The sequence below is a fragment of the Brotaphodocola sp. genome, from assembly GCF_983179755.1.
Genome location: NZ_CFAHBC010000001.1, coordinates 27,476 through 48,416, shown reverse-complemented (window position 1 = coordinate 48,416; position 20,941 = coordinate 27,476). Strand labels below are relative to the sequence as shown.

General features: G+C 48.5%; 22 protein-coding genes and 1 other annotated feature. All 22 genes read right to left on the bottom strand.

The genetic code is table 11. The features are described from left to right. Positions 1 to 27: 27 nt before the first annotated feature. A complete protein-coding gene (gene rfbD, locus AC4EVX_RS00220; RefSeq protein ID WP_177978549.1) occupies positions 28 to 876 on the bottom strand; it encodes a dTDP-4-dehydrorhamnose reductase in 849 nt (282 codons plus the stop codon). Positions 877 to 895: 19 nt separating this feature from the next. Continuing rightward, entirely contained in the window at positions 896 to 1,918 is a 1,023-nt protein-coding gene (rfbB, locus tag AC4EVX_RS00215; RefSeq protein WP_177978547.1) for a dTDP-glucose 4,6-dehydratase, read from the bottom strand. 124 nt (positions 1,919 to 2,042) lie between these two features. Beyond that, complete coding sequence (gene rfbA, locus AC4EVX_RS00210) at positions 2,043 to 2,945, bottom strand: glucose-1-phosphate thymidylyltransferase RfbA (RefSeq protein ID WP_177978545.1); 903 nt, start codon at positions 2,943 to 2,945, stop codon at positions 2,043 to 2,045. Positions 2,946 to 3,296: 351 nt separating this feature from the next. Next, positions 3,297 to 4,373 (bottom strand): peptide chain release factor 1, encoded by a 1,077-nt coding sequence (gene prfA, locus AC4EVX_RS00205; protein ID WP_177978543.1) that lies wholly within the window; start codon positions 4,371 to 4,373, stop codon positions 3,297 to 3,299. Positions 4,374 to 4,500: 127 nt separating this feature from the next. After that, entirely contained in the window at positions 4,501 to 5,457 is a 957-nt protein-coding gene (prmC, locus tag AC4EVX_RS00200; protein ID WP_490159322.1) for a peptide chain release factor N(5)-glutamine methyltransferase, read from the bottom strand. Beyond that, positions 5,454 to 6,467: a DUF1385 domain-containing protein gene (locus AC4EVX_RS00195; protein WP_177978539.1), complete on the bottom strand. Its 1,014-nt coding sequence runs from the start codon at positions 6,465 to 6,467 to the stop codon at positions 5,454 to 5,456. The genes prmC and AC4EVX_RS00195 overlap by 4 nt, the downstream gene beginning before the upstream one ends. Positions 6,468 to 6,755: 288 nt before the next feature. Further along, positions 6,756 to 6,959 carry a 50S ribosomal protein L31 gene (rpmE, locus tag AC4EVX_RS00190; RefSeq protein WP_177978537.1) on the bottom strand — a complete coding sequence of 68 codons (204 nt, stop codon included), beginning with the start codon at positions 6,957 to 6,959 and terminating at the stop codon, positions 6,756 to 6,758. A gap of 137 nt (positions 6,960 to 7,096) precedes the next feature. Further along, the gene (rho, locus tag AC4EVX_RS00185; protein ID WP_177978535.1) at positions 7,097 to 9,121 is read right to left on the bottom strand and encodes a transcription termination factor Rho; all 2,025 of its coding nucleotides are present in this window, start codon (positions 9,119 to 9,121) and stop codon (positions 7,097 to 7,099) included. Positions 9,122 to 9,460: 339 nt separating this feature from the next. Further along, on the bottom strand, positions 9,461 to 10,780 hold the full coding sequence (locus AC4EVX_RS00180; RefSeq protein ID WP_490159321.1) for a replication-associated recombination protein A: 1,320 nt from the start codon (positions 10,778 to 10,780) through the stop codon (positions 9,461 to 9,463). Between the two features lie 15 nt (positions 10,781 to 10,795). Next, positions 10,796 to 11,539: a polysaccharide deacetylase family protein gene (locus AC4EVX_RS00175; RefSeq protein ID WP_308450304.1), complete on the bottom strand. Its 744-nt coding sequence runs from the start codon at positions 11,537 to 11,539 to the stop codon at positions 10,796 to 10,798. Between the two features lie 174 nt (positions 11,540 to 11,713). After that, a complete protein-coding gene (locus AC4EVX_RS00170) occupies positions 11,714 to 11,920 on the bottom strand; it encodes a cold-shock protein (protein ID WP_177978529.1) in 207 nt (68 codons plus the stop codon). Between the two features lie 322 nt (positions 11,921 to 12,242). Beyond that, positions 12,243 to 12,617: a 50S ribosomal protein L7/L12 gene (gene rplL, locus AC4EVX_RS00165; RefSeq protein WP_177978528.1), complete on the bottom strand. Its 375-nt coding sequence runs from the start codon at positions 12,615 to 12,617 to the stop codon at positions 12,243 to 12,245. Between the two features lie 90 nt (positions 12,618 to 12,707). Next, positions 12,708 to 13,199, bottom strand: coding sequence for a 50S ribosomal protein L10 (gene rplJ / locus AC4EVX_RS00160; protein ID WP_177978526.1), 492 nt, complete (start codon positions 13,197 to 13,199; stop codon positions 12,708 to 12,710). 28 nt (positions 13,200 to 13,227) lie between these two features. Next, positions 13,228 to 13,364 (bottom strand) — a sequence feature (ribosomal protein L10 leader region). 43 nt (positions 13,365 to 13,407) lie between these two features. Continuing rightward, positions 13,408 to 14,103 (bottom strand): 50S ribosomal protein L1, encoded by a 696-nt coding sequence (gene rplA / locus AC4EVX_RS00155; protein ID WP_177978524.1) that lies wholly within the window; start codon positions 14,101 to 14,103, stop codon positions 13,408 to 13,410. Positions 14,104 to 14,161: 58 nt separating this feature from the next. Further along, positions 14,162 to 14,587 carry a 50S ribosomal protein L11 gene (gene rplK / locus AC4EVX_RS00150; protein WP_177978521.1) on the bottom strand — a complete coding sequence of 142 codons (426 nt, stop codon included), beginning with the start codon at positions 14,585 to 14,587 and terminating at the stop codon, positions 14,162 to 14,164. Between the two features lie 78 nt (positions 14,588 to 14,665). Continuing rightward, complete coding sequence (nusG, locus tag AC4EVX_RS00145) at positions 14,666 to 15,181, bottom strand: transcription termination/antitermination protein NusG (protein WP_177978519.1); 516 nt, start codon at positions 15,179 to 15,181, stop codon at positions 14,666 to 14,668. 19 nt (positions 15,182 to 15,200) lie between these two features. Continuing rightward, positions 15,201 to 15,404, bottom strand: coding sequence for a preprotein translocase subunit SecE (gene secE, locus AC4EVX_RS00140; RefSeq protein WP_177978517.1), 204 nt, complete (start codon positions 15,402 to 15,404; stop codon positions 15,201 to 15,203). 12 nt (positions 15,405 to 15,416) lie between these two features. After that, positions 15,417 to 15,566, bottom strand: a complete 150-nt coding sequence (gene rpmG, locus AC4EVX_RS00135) for a 50S ribosomal protein L33 (RefSeq protein ID WP_177978515.1) — start codon at positions 15,564 to 15,566, stop codon at positions 15,417 to 15,419. Positions 15,567 to 15,768: 202 nt separating this feature from the next. Then, positions 15,769 to 16,086, bottom strand: coding sequence for a hypothetical protein (locus AC4EVX_RS00130; RefSeq protein WP_177978513.1), 318 nt, complete (start codon positions 16,084 to 16,086; stop codon positions 15,769 to 15,771). A gap of 153 nt (positions 16,087 to 16,239) precedes the next feature. Beyond that, positions 16,240 to 16,965, bottom strand: a complete 726-nt coding sequence (locus tag AC4EVX_RS00125) for a ComF family protein (RefSeq protein WP_490159320.1) — start codon at positions 16,963 to 16,965, stop codon at positions 16,240 to 16,242. A 189-nt stretch (positions 16,966 to 17,154) separates the two neighbouring features. Further along, the gene (gene recD2, locus AC4EVX_RS00120; protein WP_177978511.1) at positions 17,155 to 19,398 is read right to left on the bottom strand and encodes an SF1B family DNA helicase RecD2; all 2,244 of its coding nucleotides are present in this window, start codon (positions 19,396 to 19,398) and stop codon (positions 17,155 to 17,157) included. A 239-nt stretch (positions 19,399 to 19,637) separates the two neighbouring features. After that, positions 19,638 to 20,642: a rod shape-determining protein gene (locus AC4EVX_RS00115; protein WP_177978509.1), complete on the bottom strand. Its 1,005-nt coding sequence runs from the start codon at positions 20,640 to 20,642 to the stop codon at positions 19,638 to 19,640. Positions 20,643 to 20,941 lie beyond the last annotated feature (299 nt).

Sequence of the window (20,941 nt, the reverse complement as noted above, 5' to 3'; positions counted from 1 at the left end):
AAGCCCTGCTTCGTACTCGATTTTCGATTAATACTCGATTTCTTTCAGGAAACGTCCAAGAGCATCCTGCCATGTCGGGAGTGGCTCAAATCCATTTTCTTCCAGCTTTGCCTTGCTCATACGGCTGTTTGCCGGGCGCACTGCCTTAACCGGGAACTGATCGCTCGAAACCGGCGTCACCTTCACCTCGTCCATGCCTGCCTGACGGAAAATCTCACAGGCAAACTCATACCAACTGCAAAATCCCTCATTCGTAGCATGATAACGTCCGTAATAATCGGTCTGAATCATGTCGACGAGAAGTCTTGCGAGGTCGTAGGTGTAAGTCGGAGAACCGACCTGATCATCCACAACACTGACTGCTCCGCGCTCCTTACCGAGGCGAAGCATCGTCTTGATAAAGTTCTTTCCTGCGACACCGAATACCCAGGCAATGCGGACCGTGAAGAATTTCTCCACAAGCTCCTCAACCGCAAGCTCGCCCTCGTACTTTGTCTGACCGTATACATTCAGCGGACTGCGGGAATCATCCGGCTCCCACGGGCGGGTACCCTGACCGTCAAATACATAGTCGGTGCTGATATACATCAGCTTCGCGCCGGTCGCCTGACATGCGAGTGCGACGTTGCGTGTTCCCTCACCGTTGATTTTCCGGCAAAGATCCACGTTGTCTTCTGCTGCATCTACCGCAGTATATGCAGCACAGTGGATAACTGCGTCTGCCTTCGACTCAGAAATCACGCGCATACATGCCTCTTTATCTGTAATGTCCATCTCCTGAACATCCACACCGATGCTCTCGATTCCACGCTTTTCCAATTCATTCATCAGATCGGTGCCGAGCTGTCCCTTTGCACCTGTGACCAATACCTTCATGTCACTGCCTCCGTTTTTCTTACAGTCTGTCTCCGTACATTTTCTCAAAGTAGTTGCTGTACTCACCGCTGATGATGTGCTCCCACCACTCCTTGTTGTCGAGATACCACTGGATCGTCTGCTTCATTCCGGTGTCGAAGTTGTACTCCGGCTTCCAGCCAAGCTCAGTCTCGAGCTTCTTCGGATCGATCGCATAACGGCGGTCATGACCCGGACGGTCTTTTACATACTTGATCAGGCTCTCCGGCTTGTCTAATGCGCGCAGAACAGTCTTTACAACCTCAAGGTTTGTGCGCTCGTTGTGTCCGCCGATGTTATATACACAGCCGTCAGCGCCCTTGCGGACGATCAGGTCGATTGCCTGGCAGTGATCCTTTACATGGAGCCAGTCGCGGACATTTGCGCCATTTCCGTATACTGGAAGCTCCTCATCTGCGAGTGCACGGCTGATCATCAGCGGAATCAGCTTCTCAGGGAACTGGTACGGGCCGTAGTTATTGGAACAACGGGAGATTGATACCGGAATTCCGAACGTGCGGTGATATGCCATTACGAACAGATCTGCACTGGCCTTGGAAGAAGAGTACGGGCTGGAAGTGTGAAGCGGGGTATCCTCGGTAAAGAAGAGATCCGGGCGGTCAAGCGGAAGATCACCGTACACCTCATCGGTGGAAACCTGATGAAAACGCTTGATTCCAAACTCACGGCAGGCGTCAAGAAGAGTCGTGGTTCCCATTACGTTTGTGCGGACAAAGATGTCCGGATCGGTGATTGAGCGGTCTACATGGCTCTCAGCAGCGAAGTTGATGACTACATCCGGCTTCTCTTTCTCAAACAGATCAAAGATGAACTTGCGATCTGCGATGTCTCCGCGAACGAACTTGTAGTTCGGCTTATTCTCAACCGGCTTCAAAGTCTCCAGATTACCTGCATAGGTCAGAGCGTCGAGATTGATGATCTGATCCTCCGGATACTTTTCTACCATATAGTGAACAAAATTTCCGCCGATAAATCCGGCTCCACCTGTTACGATGATTTTCATAATAACTGCCCTCTCTTTTCTTTTTCGTGACTGCTCGTTCACCGGCAATCACCGTTGTAACTCAGAGTAGATGTTTCTACTTAATTACTTAAAAGGAACATCCCTGAATAATCTAAATAATCTCTTAGATATTGTGGATCTTGTCGATGTATTTTCCGTCCAGAACATCCTTCAGATAGCGACCATACTGATTCTTCTTCAGAACCTCGTATGCCTCCATGACTTCCTCACGGCTGATCCATCCATTTAAGTAAGCGATCTCCTCCAGACATGCAATCTTGCGGTGCTGGTGAGTCTCGATCGTCTTCACGAAATTCGTTGCCTCGACAAGAGACTCATGGGTTCCGGTATCGAGCCAGGTAAATCCCTGTCCGAGAAGAATCACGTCGAGATCTCCATTTTCCAGATAAATGCGGTTCAGATCGGTGATCTCAAGCTCTCCACGAGCAGACGGTTTCAGATTCTTTGCATACTCCACAACACGGTTGTCGTAGAAATACAGACCGGTCACACAGTAATTGGACTTCGGATGCTCCGGCTTCTCCTCGATCGAAACAGCCTTTCCGGATGCATCGAACTCTACGATACCAAAACGCTCCGGATCGTCAACGTAGTAACCAAATACGGTTGCTCCGCCCTCTTTCTCCGCACGCTCTGCGGCTGTGCGCAGTCTCTTCTTGAGTCCCTGACCGTGGAAAATATTATCACCGAGAATCATCGCAACGGAATCTCCGCCGATGAAATCTGCGCCGATGATAAATGCCTGTGCAAGTCCATCCGGTGACGGCTGTACGGCATACTGAAGGTTCACACCGAACTGGTGACCATCACCGAGCAGTGCCTCAAAACGAGGAGTATCATCCGGTGTCGAGATAATCAGAATGTCGCGGATTCCCGCATTCATCAGAACAGACAGCGGATAATAAATCATCGGTTTATCGTAAATCGGAAGCAACTGTTTGGATGTCACTTTCGTCAGCGGATACAGACGTGTGCCTGAACCACCTGCCAGAATAATACCCTTCATAAGTAATCTCCTTTAATTTTGCTCACCAGTCGCCACACTTGCAGACCACATTTCAAGATAGCTTGCACCTATCATATCTTACACAGATACCGTGTGCAAATCTGTCCGATCGCGACTGGAATCCTTACATTTTCTATTAGCGATTCATCCCGTATGGGTTCTTCGCGGTTATTTGTAATATACCATAGAAACACGGCGAATTCAACGCAGGAATTCGTTACTATTCATACGCTACACAAACGGTAACCGGTTTTGCCTCGTGTTCTGTAACAGATTTTTCACTTGCAACCAAAATCTCTCCGTCCTCATCCGTCTCAAGTGCGAAGAACCATCAGAATCTTATATGATCGATTATGCTTCCTCATTCATCTTTGCCAGTTTTGCAGCCTGATCTGCCGCGATGCAGGCATCAATGATTTCCTGAATATCACCGTTCATGATCTTGTCCAGCTTGTACAGAGTCAGGTTGATTCTGTGATCGGTCACACGACCCTGAGGGAAGTTGTAAGTACGGATCTTCTCAGAACGATCACCGGTTCCGATCTGGCTACGACGCTCTGCTGCCTCGGCATTTGCTTTCTTCTCCATCTCAATATCATACAACTTGGAACGAAGCAGACGGAATGCCTTCTCCTTATTCTGAAGCTGAGACTTCTCTGTCTGGCTGTAAATTACGATACCGGTCGGAATATGGGTCAGACGAACCGCGGAGTCGGTCGTGTTGACACACTGTCCACCGTTTCCGGATGCACGCATAACGTCGATACGGCAATCGTTCATGTCGATCTGTACGTCAACATCCTCAGCCTCCGGCATAACTGCAACCGTCGCAGTTGAGGTGTGGATACGTCCGCCGGACTCAGTCTCCGGAACTCGCTGTACACGATGAACACCACTCTCGTACTTCATCTTGGAGTAAGCTCCCTTTCCGGTGATCATTGCGACAACTTCCTTGAATCCGCCGATTCCGTTCTCATTCAGGCTGATGATCTCAACCTTCCACTTCTGGCTCTCTGCATAGTTCACATACATTCTGTAAAGCTCAGATGCAAACAGAGCAGCCTCATCTCCACCTGCACCTGCACGAATCTCAAGAATGATGTTCTTGTCATCGTTCGGGTCCTTCGGAAGAAGCAGAATCTTTAACTCCTGCTCAAGCTCCTCAACGCGCTTTCTGGCATCGGAAAGTTCCTCCTTTACCATCTCACGCATCTCCTCATCTTTCTCCTCTTCGAGAAGCATCAGACTGTCCTCGATATCCTGCTTTGCCTTCTTGTACTGCTGATATGCCTCAACAAGCGGACCAAGATCAGCCTGCTCCTTCATCAGTTTGCGGAAACGAGTCTGGTTCTCGGTGACATTCGGCTCATTGAGCTCCTGCATAACCTCCTCATAGTGAATCAGAATATCTTCTAACTTATCGAACATGAAATCCTCCTATTTTTTCTATATAAACTTACAGTTTCTCTTACTTATAAAACTTACAGTTGCAACCAAAATCTATATTTAATTTCAGGAAACAGGCTCCGTGGCGGGAAAGCACAGTCAAACTCCGCTACTCCACAAATCTTCCACACACAACCCGGTCATTTCCGGCAAGATCCTTATGCACCTCAATCTCCGTAAATCCCTGCTCACGCAAAAGCTCGCTGACTGCCTCTCCCTGATCGTATCCGATCTCAAGATAGACCGACGCACCAGGTGCAAGAACCCGTCCCGCCTCCTTCGCAATCCTGCGATAAAAGAGCAGTCCATCCTCCGTCCCGTCAAGCGCCATCATCGGCTCATGATCGCGAACCTCCGGCTCAAGTTCCTCAATAACCTTTGTCGGAATGTACGGCGGATTCGACACCAGAATGTCAAACGGCTCTGCCCCATCGGGAATCGCGGAAAACAGATCGCCGTGAAAACACTCAACGCTTGTCCCTGCTCCCTGCACAAGTCTCTCCACATTCTTTCGTGTGACCTTCAGCGCCTCCTCCGAGAGATCTGCTTCCGCCACATACTCAAAACCGCCAAGCACCGCAAGGCTGATTCCGATGCAACCGGAACCTGCACACAGATCAAGCACCCGCTTCTTGTGCTGAATGTTTCCCTGAATGTTTCTCTGTATTTTGCCGTGATTTTCACATTCATGCTCATCCGGCTGTTCATTCTGTCTCTCGTTTCTACACTCACGCTCAAGCACGAGCTCCACAAGCGTCTCCGTATCCTGTCTCGGGATCAGCACATGCTCATTCACGAAAAATTCCATTCCCATAAATTCCTGACTTCCGAGAATCTGTTGAAGCGGAACGCGTTTCGCCCTTCGCGCAATCCACTCCCGATACTTCTCTACGCACTCGCTGACGCGTTGATCCTCTGGCATTTTCTGCATCCGGTTCAGCAGAAAATGCGTCATATCAAGCCCAAACGCTTCTAACAGCAACAGCTTCGCATCATTTCCCGCATCCGGACTTTCTGCACGCTCAAGGCACTCGGTTCCCTGCGTCAAAAGTTCAAACAGCGTCATTTCTGCACCGCCTTCTCACTCTCTGAAGTCGCCTCTGAAGCCGTTTTCTCTCCATCTTCTGGAATCTCGGTCTCCGGGAAGTTCTCACGCAGGTATGCCTTCCAGTCAAAGACCGCCTCAACTGCCTGAATTGCGACCTCGATCATTCCATCGTCCGGCTCGCTCGTCGTCAGTCCCTGCATCCACAGTCCCGGCTTGCTGAACAGATTGACGAGACAGTTATCACTGCGCCCTGCAAGACGAAGAAACTCGTAGGACACTCCCGCAATCACCGGAATCAGAAGAATTCGGCTGACCATGCGAAGCCATACGTTATCGACACGAATCACCATGAAGAACAAAATACTGATCAGCATGACAATGATCAGGAAGCTCGTTCCACAGCGCTTGTGAAAACGGGAACTCTCCCGCACATGATCGACCGTCAGCGTCATTCCATGCTCAATGCAGTTGATGCACTTGTGTTCTGCACCGTGGTACTGGAACGTCCTGCTGATGTCCTCCATCCTCGAAATCACTTTGATATATGCCACAAACACAGCAATTCGGATCACGCCCTCGAGAATCGCCATCAGCGTATCCGAATGAATCACTTTTCGGCATGCATTCGCAATCAGCATCGGAACAATCATGAAGATCACGATCGCAAACAAAAATGAGATCGCCATCACAAATCCCATCAATGCCTTCTCCGTCTTCTCTCCGAATGTCTTGTCTAACCAGAGTTCGAGCTTCGACGGCTCGGAATTTGCATCCTCCTCGTCATCCTCGAAAAAGCTCGCCGAAAAGCTCAGACTTCTCATGCCGAGGATCATCGAATCCGCAAAACTGAAGACACCTCGCACAAACGGAAGCGAGAAGAATTTTACTTTCTCCGCCAGGCTCACATAGGTGTCCTTTTTCACCTCAATCACGCCGTCCGGTCTGCGAACCGCCGTCGCGTAATCGTCCTTATTTTTCATCATAATTCCTTCAATGACGGCCTGACCGCCGATACCGGAATATTTCATCAATCACAATCTCCTTGCAAATCTCTGTCACTAATCTGCCACTGAAAAAGCCCCTGCCAAAATCTGTTCTCCTTACTGTGCCACTCTATCATATACCATGGTATCATACAGAATCTTCCACTCATAATCTTCCACTCATATCATAAAATCACATCATACAAAATTGGAAAATCCAGAAAATCCCCGATCATGTACAGCAGAAGAACAACTATTTTCCTCTGAAACAAAAACAAGGTTGAGACAAAGTGTCTCCACTTCCGTCTCAACCTTGTTTGGCTTACGTTATGCTTATGCCTGAACGCCGTACTTCTTGTTGAACTTATCGATACGACCACGAGCAGCAGCAGCCTTCTGCTGACCAGTGTAGAAAGAGTGGCACTTGGAGCAAACCTCTACGTGGATCTCGCTCTTGGTAGAACCGGTTACGAACTCGTTACCGCAGTTGCAGGTAACCTTTGCCTGATAGTATGCCGGATGGATTCCTTCTCTCATGATTTTCACCTCTTCACTTTCTCAATTCTATACTATTGTGATCATCTAACCGCTCCTTGAACAGTTAAAATCACGTCACGCCTATAAACAGCTTTGTTAGTATACCACACAAACGCTCCGTTGACAAGTAGCTTTCATCAATAAAACCGCATTTTCTTAGCATTTTCCACGAATTCCCTGTTCGTTTTCGTGCGAGCAAACAGATCAAGAATCTTCTCCACCGACTCCTCCGGTTTCATCGTATTCGTCGCCTTGCGGATGACGTCAACCGCCTCTGCCTCCTCCTTCGTCAGAAGCAGATCATCACGGCGCGTACCCGACTTGAGGATGTCGATCGCCGGGAAAATTCGCTTCTCAGAGAGTTTTCGATCGAGCACAAGTTCCATGTTTCCTGTTCCCTTGAACTCCTCGTAAATCACGTCGTCCATACGGCTTCCGGTGTCAACGAGTGCCGTCGCCAGAATCGTCAGGCTTCCTCCCTCACGCATATTTCGCGCTGCACCAAAGAATCTCTTCGGCATATGAAGAGCCGTCGGATCAAGACCACCGGAGAGGGTACGTCCACTCGGCGGAACGACGAGGTTGTAGGCGCGCGCAAGACGGGTGATGCTGTCGAGAAGGATAATGACATCTCTGCCATGCTCGACGAGACGCTTCGCTCTCTCGATCACCATCTCCGACACACGCTTATGGCGCTCCGGAAGCTCATCAAACGTCGAATAAATGACCTCAACCTCCGGTCCCACAACGGACTCCTTAATGTCCGTCACCTCCTCCGGACGCTCATCGATCAGCAGAATGATCACATGCATATCCGGATGATTCGTCGTAACTGCCTGAGCCACCTGCTTGAGCAGGGTCGTCTTTCCTGCCTTCGGCGGAGACACAATCATACCTCTCTGTCCCTTTCCGACCGGAGCAAGCAGATCAAGAATTCTCATCGCCGTGCTGCTCTTTCCCGGAGTCTCCATGTGAAGACGCTGGTTCGGGAATACCGGAGTCAGACTCTCAAAATTCGGGCGCTTCTCGATCACGCTGATCGGATAGCCGTTGACATTGCGGATGTATAAAAGAGCTGCGAATTTCTCTGCCGCTGTCTTCACCCTCTGGTTTCCGCAGATAATATCTCCGGTCTTTAAGTTAAATCGGCGGATCTGGGACGGAGCAACATAGACATCGTTCTCACCCGGAAGGAAGTTGTCACAGCGGATGAATCCAAATCCGTCCGGCATAACCTCAAGAATTCCCTGCGCTTCCTTTCCGCTGTCAAGCTCTGCAACCTCCTGAGCTGTCAGAGTCTCCGGCTGGCGCATCATCGGGCGCGCCTGGCGCATCTCGCGACCGTAGCGCATCTCTACGCCGTCCTGCTCCTCGATCGGATTTCCCTCTGCCGAGCTACGGCTATTGTTATCATTGTAATAGCGGTTGTCGGACAGATTTTCACGAGTATCCCGGCTGTCTCGCAGATCTCTGCTGTCCCGGCTATCTCGATTCTCGCGGTTCTCGCGCATCATATAAGCCTCTCGGCTATATTTATTTTCTCTCGGCTCTGAGGAATTGTCGCGTCCAGAGTAGGAATTGTCGCGGGTATAATTTTCACGGTTGTAATTATTATTGTAGTTATTTCGGGTGTAACGATTTTCGCCGTTATTATCCCGGGAATTTCTGTTATAACGATTCTCACGGGTATTGTCGCGATTATTTTCCCGGGTATTCTCGCGATTGTTCTCACGGCTATTCTCACGACCACCGTCCCGATTATTTTCCCGATAATTATCGCGAGCCTCTCGATTGTCTCGAGTATCCCGGCTGTCTCTTCTCTCACGTCCATCCGCAGTCTCTCTCACCACACGATTCGTGCGCGCAGGCTCCTGCTGACTTACTCCCTCCGCACCGTCACGATTCTCACTGTTTTCCTGCACTTCTGCACCTGTGTTCTCTGCCGTCACCGGTGTCTCAGACGCCTTCGATGCAGTCGCATTGATCGCATTTAAAGTCGCTCTCGGTGCAACTGCCGTCTTAATAATCTCCTCCTGCTCTGCAATCTTGCACAGCGTATCAATAATTTCTGCCTTGCGCATCGTTGTACAACCCTTAATGCCCTGCGCTTTTGCCATTTCTTTCAGCTGGGGCAGTGATAAAGTCTGTAATTTTTCTCGCATACAATCTCTCCAGTCTCTTTCCTTGCTGTTGTGTGTTCTTTGTGATATTCAGATTTTAAATATGGAATTTCTATTTCCGATTTTACTTCTCTTTATTTGTATTTTTAATTTTATCCAAAAATAGTTGGGTATCAAAACAGATATAAGAAAACTCTGATCACGGATCACGAACTTACGGAGGACCTTCCGCGGTCCCCCTGTCGTCCTCTACATTATAAAACGAATTTCCAAAAAAAGCAACCGGCAACGGATTTTGCCGATACTTCGCATTCCAAATCGGCAAAATCTGCTACTTCCACTTTATCATACGGCATTTTCAGTTCAGAAAATGCCTACCCGTTACTGTAATAAAAACTTCATATGTTCCTGAATCTGGCGCTCATAACCGTTTTCAGACGGGCAATAAAACGTCTGTCCCTCCATGCCATCCGGAAGATACTGCTGTCTGACGTAATGGTTCGGATAGTCATGTGCATACTTATATCCATCCCCATGACCGAGCGCCTCAGCTCCCTTGTAATGTCTGTCCCTCAAGTGAACCGGAACCGGCATTGCGTGCTGATTTTTCACAGCCTCCATCGCCTCATCAATCGCACAGATCGCGGAATTGCTCTTCGGCGCCGTTGCCACATAGAGTGCAGCCTGAGAGAGCACAATTCTCGCCTCCGGCATTCCAAGGCGCTCGACTGCCTGGGATGCGCTGACTGCGACCGTGAGTGCCTGCGGATCGGCATTTCCGACATCCTCCGACGCACAGATCATGATTCTGCGCGCAATGAACTTGATGTCCTCGCCCGCATAGAGCATCCGCGCAAGATAATAGACCGTTGCATCCGGATCGGAACCTCTCATGCTCTTAATAAATGCGGAGATCGTATCATAGTGATTGTCCCCGTCCTTGTCATAGTTGACTGCACGCTTCTGGATGCACTCCTGCGCCACCTCAAGTGTGAAGTGAATCAGACCATCCGCCGGGTCTCGCTCTGTCGTCATGATACCAAGCTCGACTGCATTCAACGCCGATCTCGCGTCCCCGCCCGAGACGTCCGCAAGGAAATCAACTGCTGTTTCATCGATCACCGCACGGTAGCTTCCCATTCCCTTCTGCACATCGTTTACAGCACGGTAAATCAGCTCTTTCACATCGTCCCGCTCAAGCGCCTTGAGCTCAAAAATGCGGGAGCGAGAGAGAAGTGCACTGTTAACCTCAAAATACGGATTCTCCGTCGTCGCACCGATCAAAATCAGAGTTCCGTCCTCGACATACGGAAGAAGATAGTCCTGCTGGCTCTTGTTGAAACGGTGAATCTCATCCACAAAAAGGATCGTCTTTCGTCCATACATGCCGAGTGCGTCCTTTGCCTCGCGGACAACTTCCTCCATGTCTTTCTTGCCTGCGACCGTCGCATTGATCTGCTTGAATTCTGCCTTTGTCGTGTTTGCAATCACCTTTGCGAGCGTCGTCTTTCCTGTTCCCGGCGGTCCGTAAAAAATCAGAGAGCCCAGCTGATCCGCCTTGATCGCACGGTAAAGCAGTTTGTCTTTTCCAATAATATGCTTCTGACCCACAACCTCATCGAGCGTTGTCGGTCTCATTCTCGATGCCAGAGGAGACTCCTTCTCCTGCGTCGAGCTTCTCATATAATCAAATAAATCCATTCCAATGCCCCTTTTTCAGTCAATCAACAATTCATCCACCGTCACAAATGCATAGCCCTCCGCACTCAGCTGATCGGCAAGTTCCAGCGATGCCTCCACGGACTCCGGAAAAATATCGTGCATCAGGATGATATCTCCGTTTTTAACCTGTTTTTTCACCCGTCTCACGATTTTTTCCACATTTCTGAGCTTCCAATCGAGAGAATCCACATTCCAGAACACCGTTGTCAGATCACAGCGCTCCGCGAGCTTTTCATTCCAATCCCCGTAAGGTGGTCTGAGAAACTCGGGCTTCTCCCCGGTAATCGCCTCAATCATCTCCTGCGCCTTCTCCACAGACTCTGCGACTGCATCCTCGCCCTCATGTGTCATCTGGACATGGCGGTAGCCGTGATTGGCAATCAGATGCCCCTCCGTCTTCATGCGCAGGACGAGTTCCTCCTTGCCTGGAATATTTTCTCCCATAAGAAAAAACGTCGCGTGAATCCCGCGCTTTTTTAAGCCGTCCAACAGTCTCCCGGTGCACTCCAGGGAGGGGCCGTCATCAAACGTCAGCGCAAGCAGTTTCTGTGTCTCCCAAATTCCTTCGTCTCCAATCCCCGCCTGAACGATCTTTTCTTTATGAGAATCGGGAGAATTCTCCCGAATGGACATTTGGGGTTGAATCTCAGTTTGGACGACTGCAATCGCAGTGCCAAATAACAGTCCGTCGAACAAAACAATCGCAAACAGCAGTCTTTTTGCCCATCTTATCTTCACCCGACCTGCATCTCCGATTTTTCAAATTCTCTATATCTCTATAAGGTATGCGCCGGTTTCTTTCCTATAAACGAAACTTTTCCTGATTTTTCCTATCATACAAAAAAGAAGACCATGCATCGAACGATCACTCATCCGGTGCACGGTCCTCTCAGCTCTTGCAGAAATCTCTGATTAAGCTACAACGTGTACGTTTACAGCCTGCAGACCACGATTGCCCTCAGCGGTATCGAAGGTAACCTTCTGGCCATCTTCCAGAGTCTTGTAGCCATCAGCTACGATACCGGAGAAATGTACGAATACTTCCTCACCGGACTCATCGTTGGTGATGAAACCATATCCCTTCGTTGCGTTGAACCACTTAACGGTACCCTTATTCATAGTACTGCCTCCTATATAGATAAATATTTGTATTTCTCATGAAACAAAAAAATCACATATTTTTGTGAATCATGAAATGCACTTCATGACTTACAAAAATATGTGAATCAAAAGCTCATATCAAAATACGAATTCAGTTTAACACCCAACAAGGTTTCTGTCAAGCAGTTTCAGAAAGAAGATAAAAACGGTTACTGTTTAGAGGTAGGCACTTTTTGAACCGAAAGTGCCGTAAGATAACGTGCCCAGTAACTAAAAACGGACTGCGGAACAAATCCGCAGTCCATCTGTGATATCATCACGAGTTTTAAGATTCTCTGAATTACTTCAGGGTAACCTTTGCTCCCTCAGCCTCAAGCTTGGTCTTGATATCCTCAGCCTCTTCCTTAGAAGCGCCCTCTTTCAGAACCTTCGGTGCGCCGTCAACAACGTCCTTAGCTTCCTTCAGGCCCAGACCGGTTACTTCACGAACAACCTTGATAACCTTAACCTTGTTAGCGCCAACCTCGGTCAGCTCTACGTCGAACTCGGTCTTCTCCTCAGCTGCTGCCTCACCAGCACCTGCTGCTGCTACAACAACGCCTGCTGCTGCAGATACGCCGAACTCTTCCTCACAAGCCTTTACCAGCTCGTTCAGCTCTAATACGGATAACTCTTTGATAGCGTCGATAAACTCTGCGGTGGTTAACTTTGCCATTTTATTTTCCTCCATTAATTTTAATTGGGTTTTGTTGAATTTCGTCAGCATGCTATGCACACTGTCTCAGTTGAGGAATAAATCCTCGAATTAAGCCTCTGCCTGCTTCTCTGCGATCTGATTCAGGACGCGAGCCAGGTTGGTGATCGGAGACTGGATGCTGCCAAGCAGCTTGCCAAGCAGAACCTCTCTGGACGGGATGGTTGCGATAACCTGCATTCCCTTTGCATCGTAGTAAGTACCCTCGATAACGCCGCCCTTGATTTCCAGCTTGTCAGCCTTCTTTGCGAACTCAGCCAGAACTCTTGCCGGTGCGGTTGCATCGTCCTTAGATACTGCGATTGCGGTCGGTCCCTCAAGGTTGGGATCCAGAGCTGCGAACTCAGTGCCTTCAGCAGCGCGCTTGATCAGGGTATTCTTGTATACCTTGTAGGAAACGCCGGCCTGTCTCAGGGCTTTACGAAGCTCAGTATCCTGAGCAACGGTCAGTCCACGATAGTCAACCACTACTGCGGATGCAGCACCGTTCAGCAATTCAGAGATCTCAGCCACTACCGGCTGCTTTAACTCTACCTTTGCCATGAATGTCTTCCTCCTATAATATTTTGGAGACTGCACGGAAAAAGCCTCTCCGTCAAGACAGAGAGGCTCTACAAATTCAATCTAAAGAATTGTACGTTCCTCGGCAGGCGTTTTCACCTTATGCCTTACGGCACCTGCTGTCTTCGGCAGTCAATACTTGTGTATGATAACATACTATATCTGGATTGTCAATCTTTTTTTACTGCTATTACTGAACCAGCTTTACAACATTCAGCTTAACGCCCGGGCCCATGGTAGAGGTCAGGGTTGCGCTCTTGATGTATGCGCCCTTCAGAGTAGCCGGCTTAGCCTTGTTGATTGCATCCATAAGCGTCTGGAAGTTGTCCGCTAACTGCTCCTCTGTGAAAGAAGCCTTACCCACCGGCACGTGGATAATATTGGTCTTATCAAGTCTGTACTCAATCTTACCAGCTTTGATCTCGTTGATAGCCTTGGTTACGTCCATAGTAACGGTACCAGCCTTCGGGTTCGGCATTAAGCCCTTCGGTCCAAGTACACGACCCAGACGACCAACAACGCCCATCATATCCGGAGTAGCTACAACAACGTCAAAATCCAGCCATCCCTCGTTCTGGATCTTCGGAATAAGCTCCTCAGCTCCAACGTAATCTGCACCAGCTGCCTGAGCCTCATCAGCCTTAACACCCTTAGCGAATACAAGGATTCTGGTAACTTTACCGGTTCCGTGCGGCAGAACTACTGCACCACGGATCTGCTGATCTGCGTGACGTCCGTCACATCCGGTTCTGAAATGAGCCTCAACGGTCTCATCAAATTTTGCAGATGCATTCTTCTTTACGAGTGCAATTGCGTCTGCTGCATCATATAATACGGAACGGTCTACTGCTTTTGCTGCTTCCGCGTATCTTTTTCCATGTTTCATTATAAATAACCTCCTAGTGGTATTGTCGGGGATTTCCCTCCCACGTTTCTAAATCGACTTACTCCTCAACAGTGATACCCATGCTTCTTGCAGTACCTGCGATCATGCTCATTGCTGCCTCGAGGCTTGCTGCGTTTAAGTCAGGCATCTTGGTCTCTGCGATCTTCTGCAGATCTTCCTTGGAGATGGTAGCTACCTTCGTCTTGTTCGGGGTTGCGGAACCGGATTTGATCTTGCAGGCCTTCTTTAACAGAACTGCAGCCGGCGGAGTCTTGGTGATGAAGCTGAAGCTTCTATCTGCATAAACCGTGATAACAACCGGGATGATCAGATCGCCCTTGTCTGCGGTTCTTGCGTTGAACTCCTTAGTAAACTGCACGATGTTAACGCCGTGCTGACCCAGTGCAGGACCTACTGGCGGAGCCGGAGTAGCCTTGCCTGCCGGAATCTGTAATTTGATGTAGCCAGTTACTTTCTTTGCCATGATAATGACCTCCTAATATTGTGGTATTGTCGGGGATTTCCCTCCCACCAGCCGGCACAATGCCAGCCTAGTTTGCTGTTACATTTTCTTCACTTCAGTGAAGTTCAGTTCAACCGGAGTCTCCCGGCCGAACATTTCGACGCTGATCGTAAGGGTTTTCTTGCTCTCATTGATCGACTTGATCGCACCGATTGTATCCTTCCAGGCGCCGGCAGTTACTGCCACCATATCGCCAATCTCGAAGTCTACTGCAAGCTCTGTCTTGTTGAATCCGAGGCTCTCCATCTCTGCATCGCTTAACGGTACAGGTTTGGAACCCGGTCCTACAAAGCCAGTTACACCGCGCGTATTGCGAACCACATACCATGTATCATCGTTCATGATCATGTGAATCAGCACATAGCCTGGAAACATTTTCTTGTCTGCCAGCTTCTCTACGCCGTTTTTGAGCTCTGCTACTTCCAGCATCGGGACGGACACTTCCAGGATCTGATCCTGAAGGTTACGGTTCTCGATCGTCTTCTCAATGTCAACTTTTACCTTGTTCTCGTAGCCTGAATAGGTATGAACTACATACCACTTTGCTTCTGACATCTTATCACCCTCGCCTTAGTTAAATAATGAAGCTGAGGCCCCATTTGATGATGAAATCAAGGATTGCGATAACCGCGCCCAGCAAGATGCTGATTACTGTCACCGAAACCGTCTGTTTCACAACCGTCTCCTGGTCGGGCCATACGATCTTCTTGAACTCAGCTTTAAAACCCTTGAAAAAACTCTTGACCGGAGCTTTTTCAGTTCCTGCAGCCTCTCCCATAGTTCACACTCCTTATTTGGTCTCTTTGTGCAAAGTATGAGTCTTGCAGAATCTACAATACTTCTTAGTTTCCATGCGGTCCGGATGGGTCTTCTTATCCTTCGTCATGTTGTAGTTACGTTGTTTGCAAACCGTACATGCCAGTGTAATCTTTGTGCGCACGACTTCCACCTCCACTTAAATTTTCGTTGTTTTTCAGTCTCTTCTTTCTCTGCTCTCTGCTTCGCCGGACTCCGGCAAAATTTGAGCATAAAAAAAAGACCTAAGCTCTTCCATTCGCCACATTACTATATCACACGAAAAGTAATCCGTCAACCTTTATTTTATTAGGCTTTTCCCCTGTTTTTGTTTATGCTTTTCGTTTCTATTTTTTCTTTCCCGGGATTGCAAGACCGAGTTGGACGAGAATCGCCCAGAGATACGGAGCGCCAAAACAGTTGAGCGCCTTCGGTCCGCAGATCTCATGGTTCTGATCCGCAAGAATCCTCGCAAACGCCCCGCAGACAGTCGCGCGGGTGATTGATTTTGATCTGCGGTCGACAAACATCTCTCCGCCCCGGATCTGGTAGGTAAACGCAAGATGTTTTGCCGTGAAAAACACCTCTCCCTGATGAGCCACAAGCCACTCCCAAAATTCGGCATCCGTTTTAGGAGAGCGATCCTCATTCCCATTTTCACTCATACATTTTTCCATCCCTCTATTATCATTTTTTGCAGACATATTTTTTCTTTTCACGAGTATAGCGCACTTTATCGCCCTATACAACTATAACTGTGGAATTCTTTTTATCTGGCTATTCTCAGTTACACCTATACGGGCTCCGCAATCTTCTCACTATCTTCCTTTTCCAATACAGATTGCGAGAAAATAAATACGCTTCACCCCTGCTTTTTTGAGGATACGACTGCACGCTTCCACGGTGCTTCCTGTTGTATAAATATCATCTATTATAATCACGGATTTTGGAATTTTGTCCGAAACGGACGGATGGAGGGCAAATGCCTCCTGAAGATTTTTTAATCGCTGAGACGGACCGAGGTCTCTCTGCGGAAGTGTTTTCTTTTTTCGGACCAGAAGTTTCGTATCAACCGGAAGTCCCCAGCAGTCCGACAACCGTTCTGCGAGCTCTTCTGCCTGGTTAAAACCACGTTCTCGTCTTCTCGACGAATGAATCGGAACCGGCACGAGTGCCTCAGCTCCCCAGACCCGCACTCTCTTCGCAAACCGAATATTCATCGCCTGTGCATAAAAATCAAGATACTCCCGGCGATTCTTATACTTGATCGATGCCATTGACCACCGCGCCGTCTCATTGTAATTCAAGAGCGATGCACCCGAATCAAACGTTTTTGGACGACGCATACAGTCTGGACAGTACTCCCCCTGTCGATCCGAAATCTCTTTTCCGCATTTCTTGCAACAGGGTTCCCTCACCGGCGAGAGCGCTCTAACGCACTCCGGACAGATTTTTTCTCCATATGGCTCCACAATCTCCCCACAGACGGGACAGCGTCTCGGAAAGAGCAGGTTTAAGAGCGGTTCTGCCTGACCGCTCCTCAACCATTTTTTTCCTACTTTTGATATGTTTTTTATTTTATCCTCCCCCTGTCTTTACCAAATTTATTATCTTCATTATGTCTGTCCGATTTATTTTTATCACCTGTTTTATTTGTCTAATTATTACGTTATTACAATTTATACAAGCATTTAGCTCTTCCATTTTTTTCAAAGTTCTCTTCTGCACAGATTCTACTCAAGCTCGGTCTCCATGACTTCCCGGATTCTCTGTTTCAGCCCCGTATATCGCTGTTGCTCGGTGTCATTGTTGACCATCGCCTGAAATGTTTCTGGAATTCCGACCAGGCAGACACACTTTCTCGCTCTCGTGACAGCCGTGTAGATCAGATTTCTCGTCATCAACATTCTCGGACCGGAATGAACCGGGATAATGACTGCCGGATACTCACTTCCCTGAGATTTGTGGATTGTGATTGCATATGCAAGTTCCAGCTCCTCAAGCTGTTTAAATCCGTATTCCACCATTTTTCGCTCATCAAACTCCACGGTAACCGTATCCGCAAAACGATTGATCTCCCGGATGATGCCGATATCCCCATTAAACACTCCCGTGCCGGATTCCACCGGAATTCCGCGCGAACTGCGGATCTCCCACTCGATCTGGTAGTTGTTCTTGATCTGCATGACCTTATCACCGACACGGTAAACGGTTCCCCCGGACTCTTTCTCCGCCTTGTTCTCAGACTTTGGATTCAGATATTCCTGAAGAATCGTGTTGAGTCTCTCCACGCCGAGAGCACCCCGGCGCATCGGTGTCATAATCTGAATGTCAAACGGATCTGCCTGAACATAATTGGGAAGTTTCTCCCGAATTAATGTGATCATCGCACTGATGATAGCATCCGGGTTCTCCCGGCGAATAAACAGAAAATCCTTGCTTCGTTTTCCGAGTGGAATCTGCTCTCCATCATTGATGCGATGTGCATTAACAATGATGTCGCTCTCCTTTGCCTGGCGGAAAATTCGCGACAGTTTCACGACATTGAATGCGCCCGATGCGATCATATCCCGAAGCACATTTCCCGGTCCGACACTCGGAAGTTGGTTCACATCACCGACAAGAATCAGTCTTGTCCCCGGATTGATTGCCCGCAAAAGCGCGTGCATCAGATAGACATCAACCATCGAAGTCTCATCGATAATGATTGCATCGGCATCGAGCGGATTTTCCTCATTTCGCTCAAAATGCATCCCCATCGTTCCACCATTCTCGTCTGGAACTCCGTTGAGTTCGAGAAGGCGATGTATCGTCTTTGCCTCATATCCGGTTGCCTCCGTCATTCGTTTCGCCGCGCGCCCTGTCGGTGCGCCAAGCAGGATCTCCATCTCCTCTTCCTCAAAATACCGAATGATCGTGTTGATCGTCGTTGTCTTTCCGGTTCCCGGTCCTCCGGTGATAATTAGGAGTCCACTGTTGACCGCCTCAATCACCGCCTGAATCTGAAGTTCATCTGCCTCGATATGCTCTTCTGCACAGATCTTTTTTAAGCGCTTGCGAATCGCCTTTTCCGGCTCATTTCCACGAATATTCAGATCATGAAGCATCCTCGCAGAATTCAGCTCCGTGTAATAATACTGGGAGGCGTAAACATGACATGATTCCTGCCCATCCTCATTGAGCTTCACAACGATCTTCTTCTCCATCTGAAGATCCATCAAATGTTTTTCCATTGACTCAATATTGACATGGAGGAGTTCAGAAGCCCCGCGCAGAAGCTCCTCCTTTGGCAGATAGGTATGACCGCTTGCAACCGACTGCTGAAGCGTGTAGAGCAGACCACTCCGGATTCTAAAATCCGAGTCCGTGAAAATTCCTGACTGACGCGCAATCTCATCCGCCATCTTAAATCCGATTCCCTGAATATCATCCGCCAGACGATACGGATTTTCCCGAATAATTCCATAGAGTCGCGCACCGTACTCCTTATAGATTCGCAGAGAGAGATTCATTGAGATGCCATACTCCTGAAGAAACATCATCGCCTCTCGCATCTCCTTCTTCTCCTCCATCTGCTCGGAGATCGAGATCGCCATCTTCTCGCTGACACCCTTGACTTCCGCAAGACGCTCCGGCTCCTCCTCGATGATGCGAAATGTATCCGCCTTGAACCGTTTTACAATTCTTGCAGCTAACGCACCTCCGACCCCCTTGATTGCGCCCGATCCCAAATAGCGCTCCATCGAGGCAGTGTCCTCCGGCGCCTTCATCTCATAGTGCTCCACCTGAATCTGATCACCGTAGACCGGATGTGCCACCTCGCGTCCAGTAGCTTCTATGTAGTCTCCCTCCCCGATATAAGGAAAGGTTCCAACAAGAATATAGTCCTCCCCATCCGCAAATACACTCAAAATCGAGTATCCGTTGTCCTCATTGCGAAATTTGATTTTTTCCACATAACCCTTAACTGTTGCCATAAATTCTCCGTCCTGAAATTTCAGTCCATATCTGATTTCCTGCCCCAAAAAGCAGAAATTTTAATCACAGATAGATACTCCTATCCAAATAAAATCACAGAATCATCAAACGTGTCCTCTGGGCGTCCTTAATACATACATAAACGAAAATCCCGCATCCATCATACTACGGATACGGGATCTCCCCTTCTTCCACAACAGGAAATCGACCTGGTCGTCCTTCGTATTCTCAGGACTTCCTAGTATTCCTGTGGCTTAGAATCACCATGCTGAAACTCAATAAATTTTCCAGTTCCAATTGCCACTGCGGTCAACGGATCTTCCGCAACAACGGTGGTAATTCCGGTCTTCTCCTCGATCAGCTGATCAAGACCGTTGAGCAGAGAGCCACCACCGGTCATCACAATACCGCGGTCAAAGATATCTGCTGCAAGCTCCGGCGGAGTGCGCTCGAGCACATTGTGAACGGCATCCACGATCTGAATTGCCGGCTCACGAAGAGCTTCTAACGTCTCCTCAGAGGTAACCACAATCGTCTTCGGGAGTCCTGTCACAAGGTTTCTTCCTCTTACTTCCATCGTCAGAACTTCCGGACGACGGTAAGCGGAACCAATGTTGATCTTGATTTCCTCTGCGGTTCTCTCACCGATCAGAAGATTGTGTTTCTTTCTCATATAACGAACAAGTGCCTCATCAAAATCATCACCGGCGATCTTGATCGATGTGCTTACTACGGTTCCACCCAAAGAAATCACAGCGATATCTGCGGTACCGCCTCCGATATCAACGATCATATTTCCGCATGCCTTGGAAATATCAATTCCGGCTCCAATTGCAGCCGCAACCGGCTCCTCGATGATCGATACCTCACGCGCGCCTGCCTGATAAGTTGCATCTTCTACCGCCTTGCGCTCTACCTCAGTTGCTCCGCTCGGAATGCAGACAGCAATGCGCGGTTTGCGCAGGGTACGCTTGCCGACAGCCTTGTTGATGAAGTACTTCAGCATCTTTTCTGTTACGGTATAATCAGAAATAACACCCTGGCGCAGTGGACGTACTGCGATGATATTACCCGGAGTTCTTCCGATCATCAGACGCGCCTCTTCACCGATTGCCATGATCTTATTGCTGTCACGATCAATCGCAACAACGGACGGCTCCTTGAGAACAACGCCTTTTCCTCTTATATATACCAAAATGCTCGCCGTACCTAAATCGATACCGATGTCATTAGACACTAACATCTCTTTTCCTCCTGTTTGCTTCCTCACAAATCCTATTCGCACAAATATTCCAGATTAATCTCTCTTATTATATACAATCGCGTCCCTTTTTGAAAGGGTTTTTTTATTTTTTATTATGTTTATACATTTTTTATCGTGCCGACACATTTTAGTCACAATTATTTTTTATACTTTAAGTACATTATCCGAAAGGGTAATGGAACCTTTGTTTCAAGTGCATACTTGAAATTACAAAGCTTTTTCATACTCATACCTGCCAGGGGCGATCCTGGCAGGCCCCCCTAAAAACCATTTTCTTT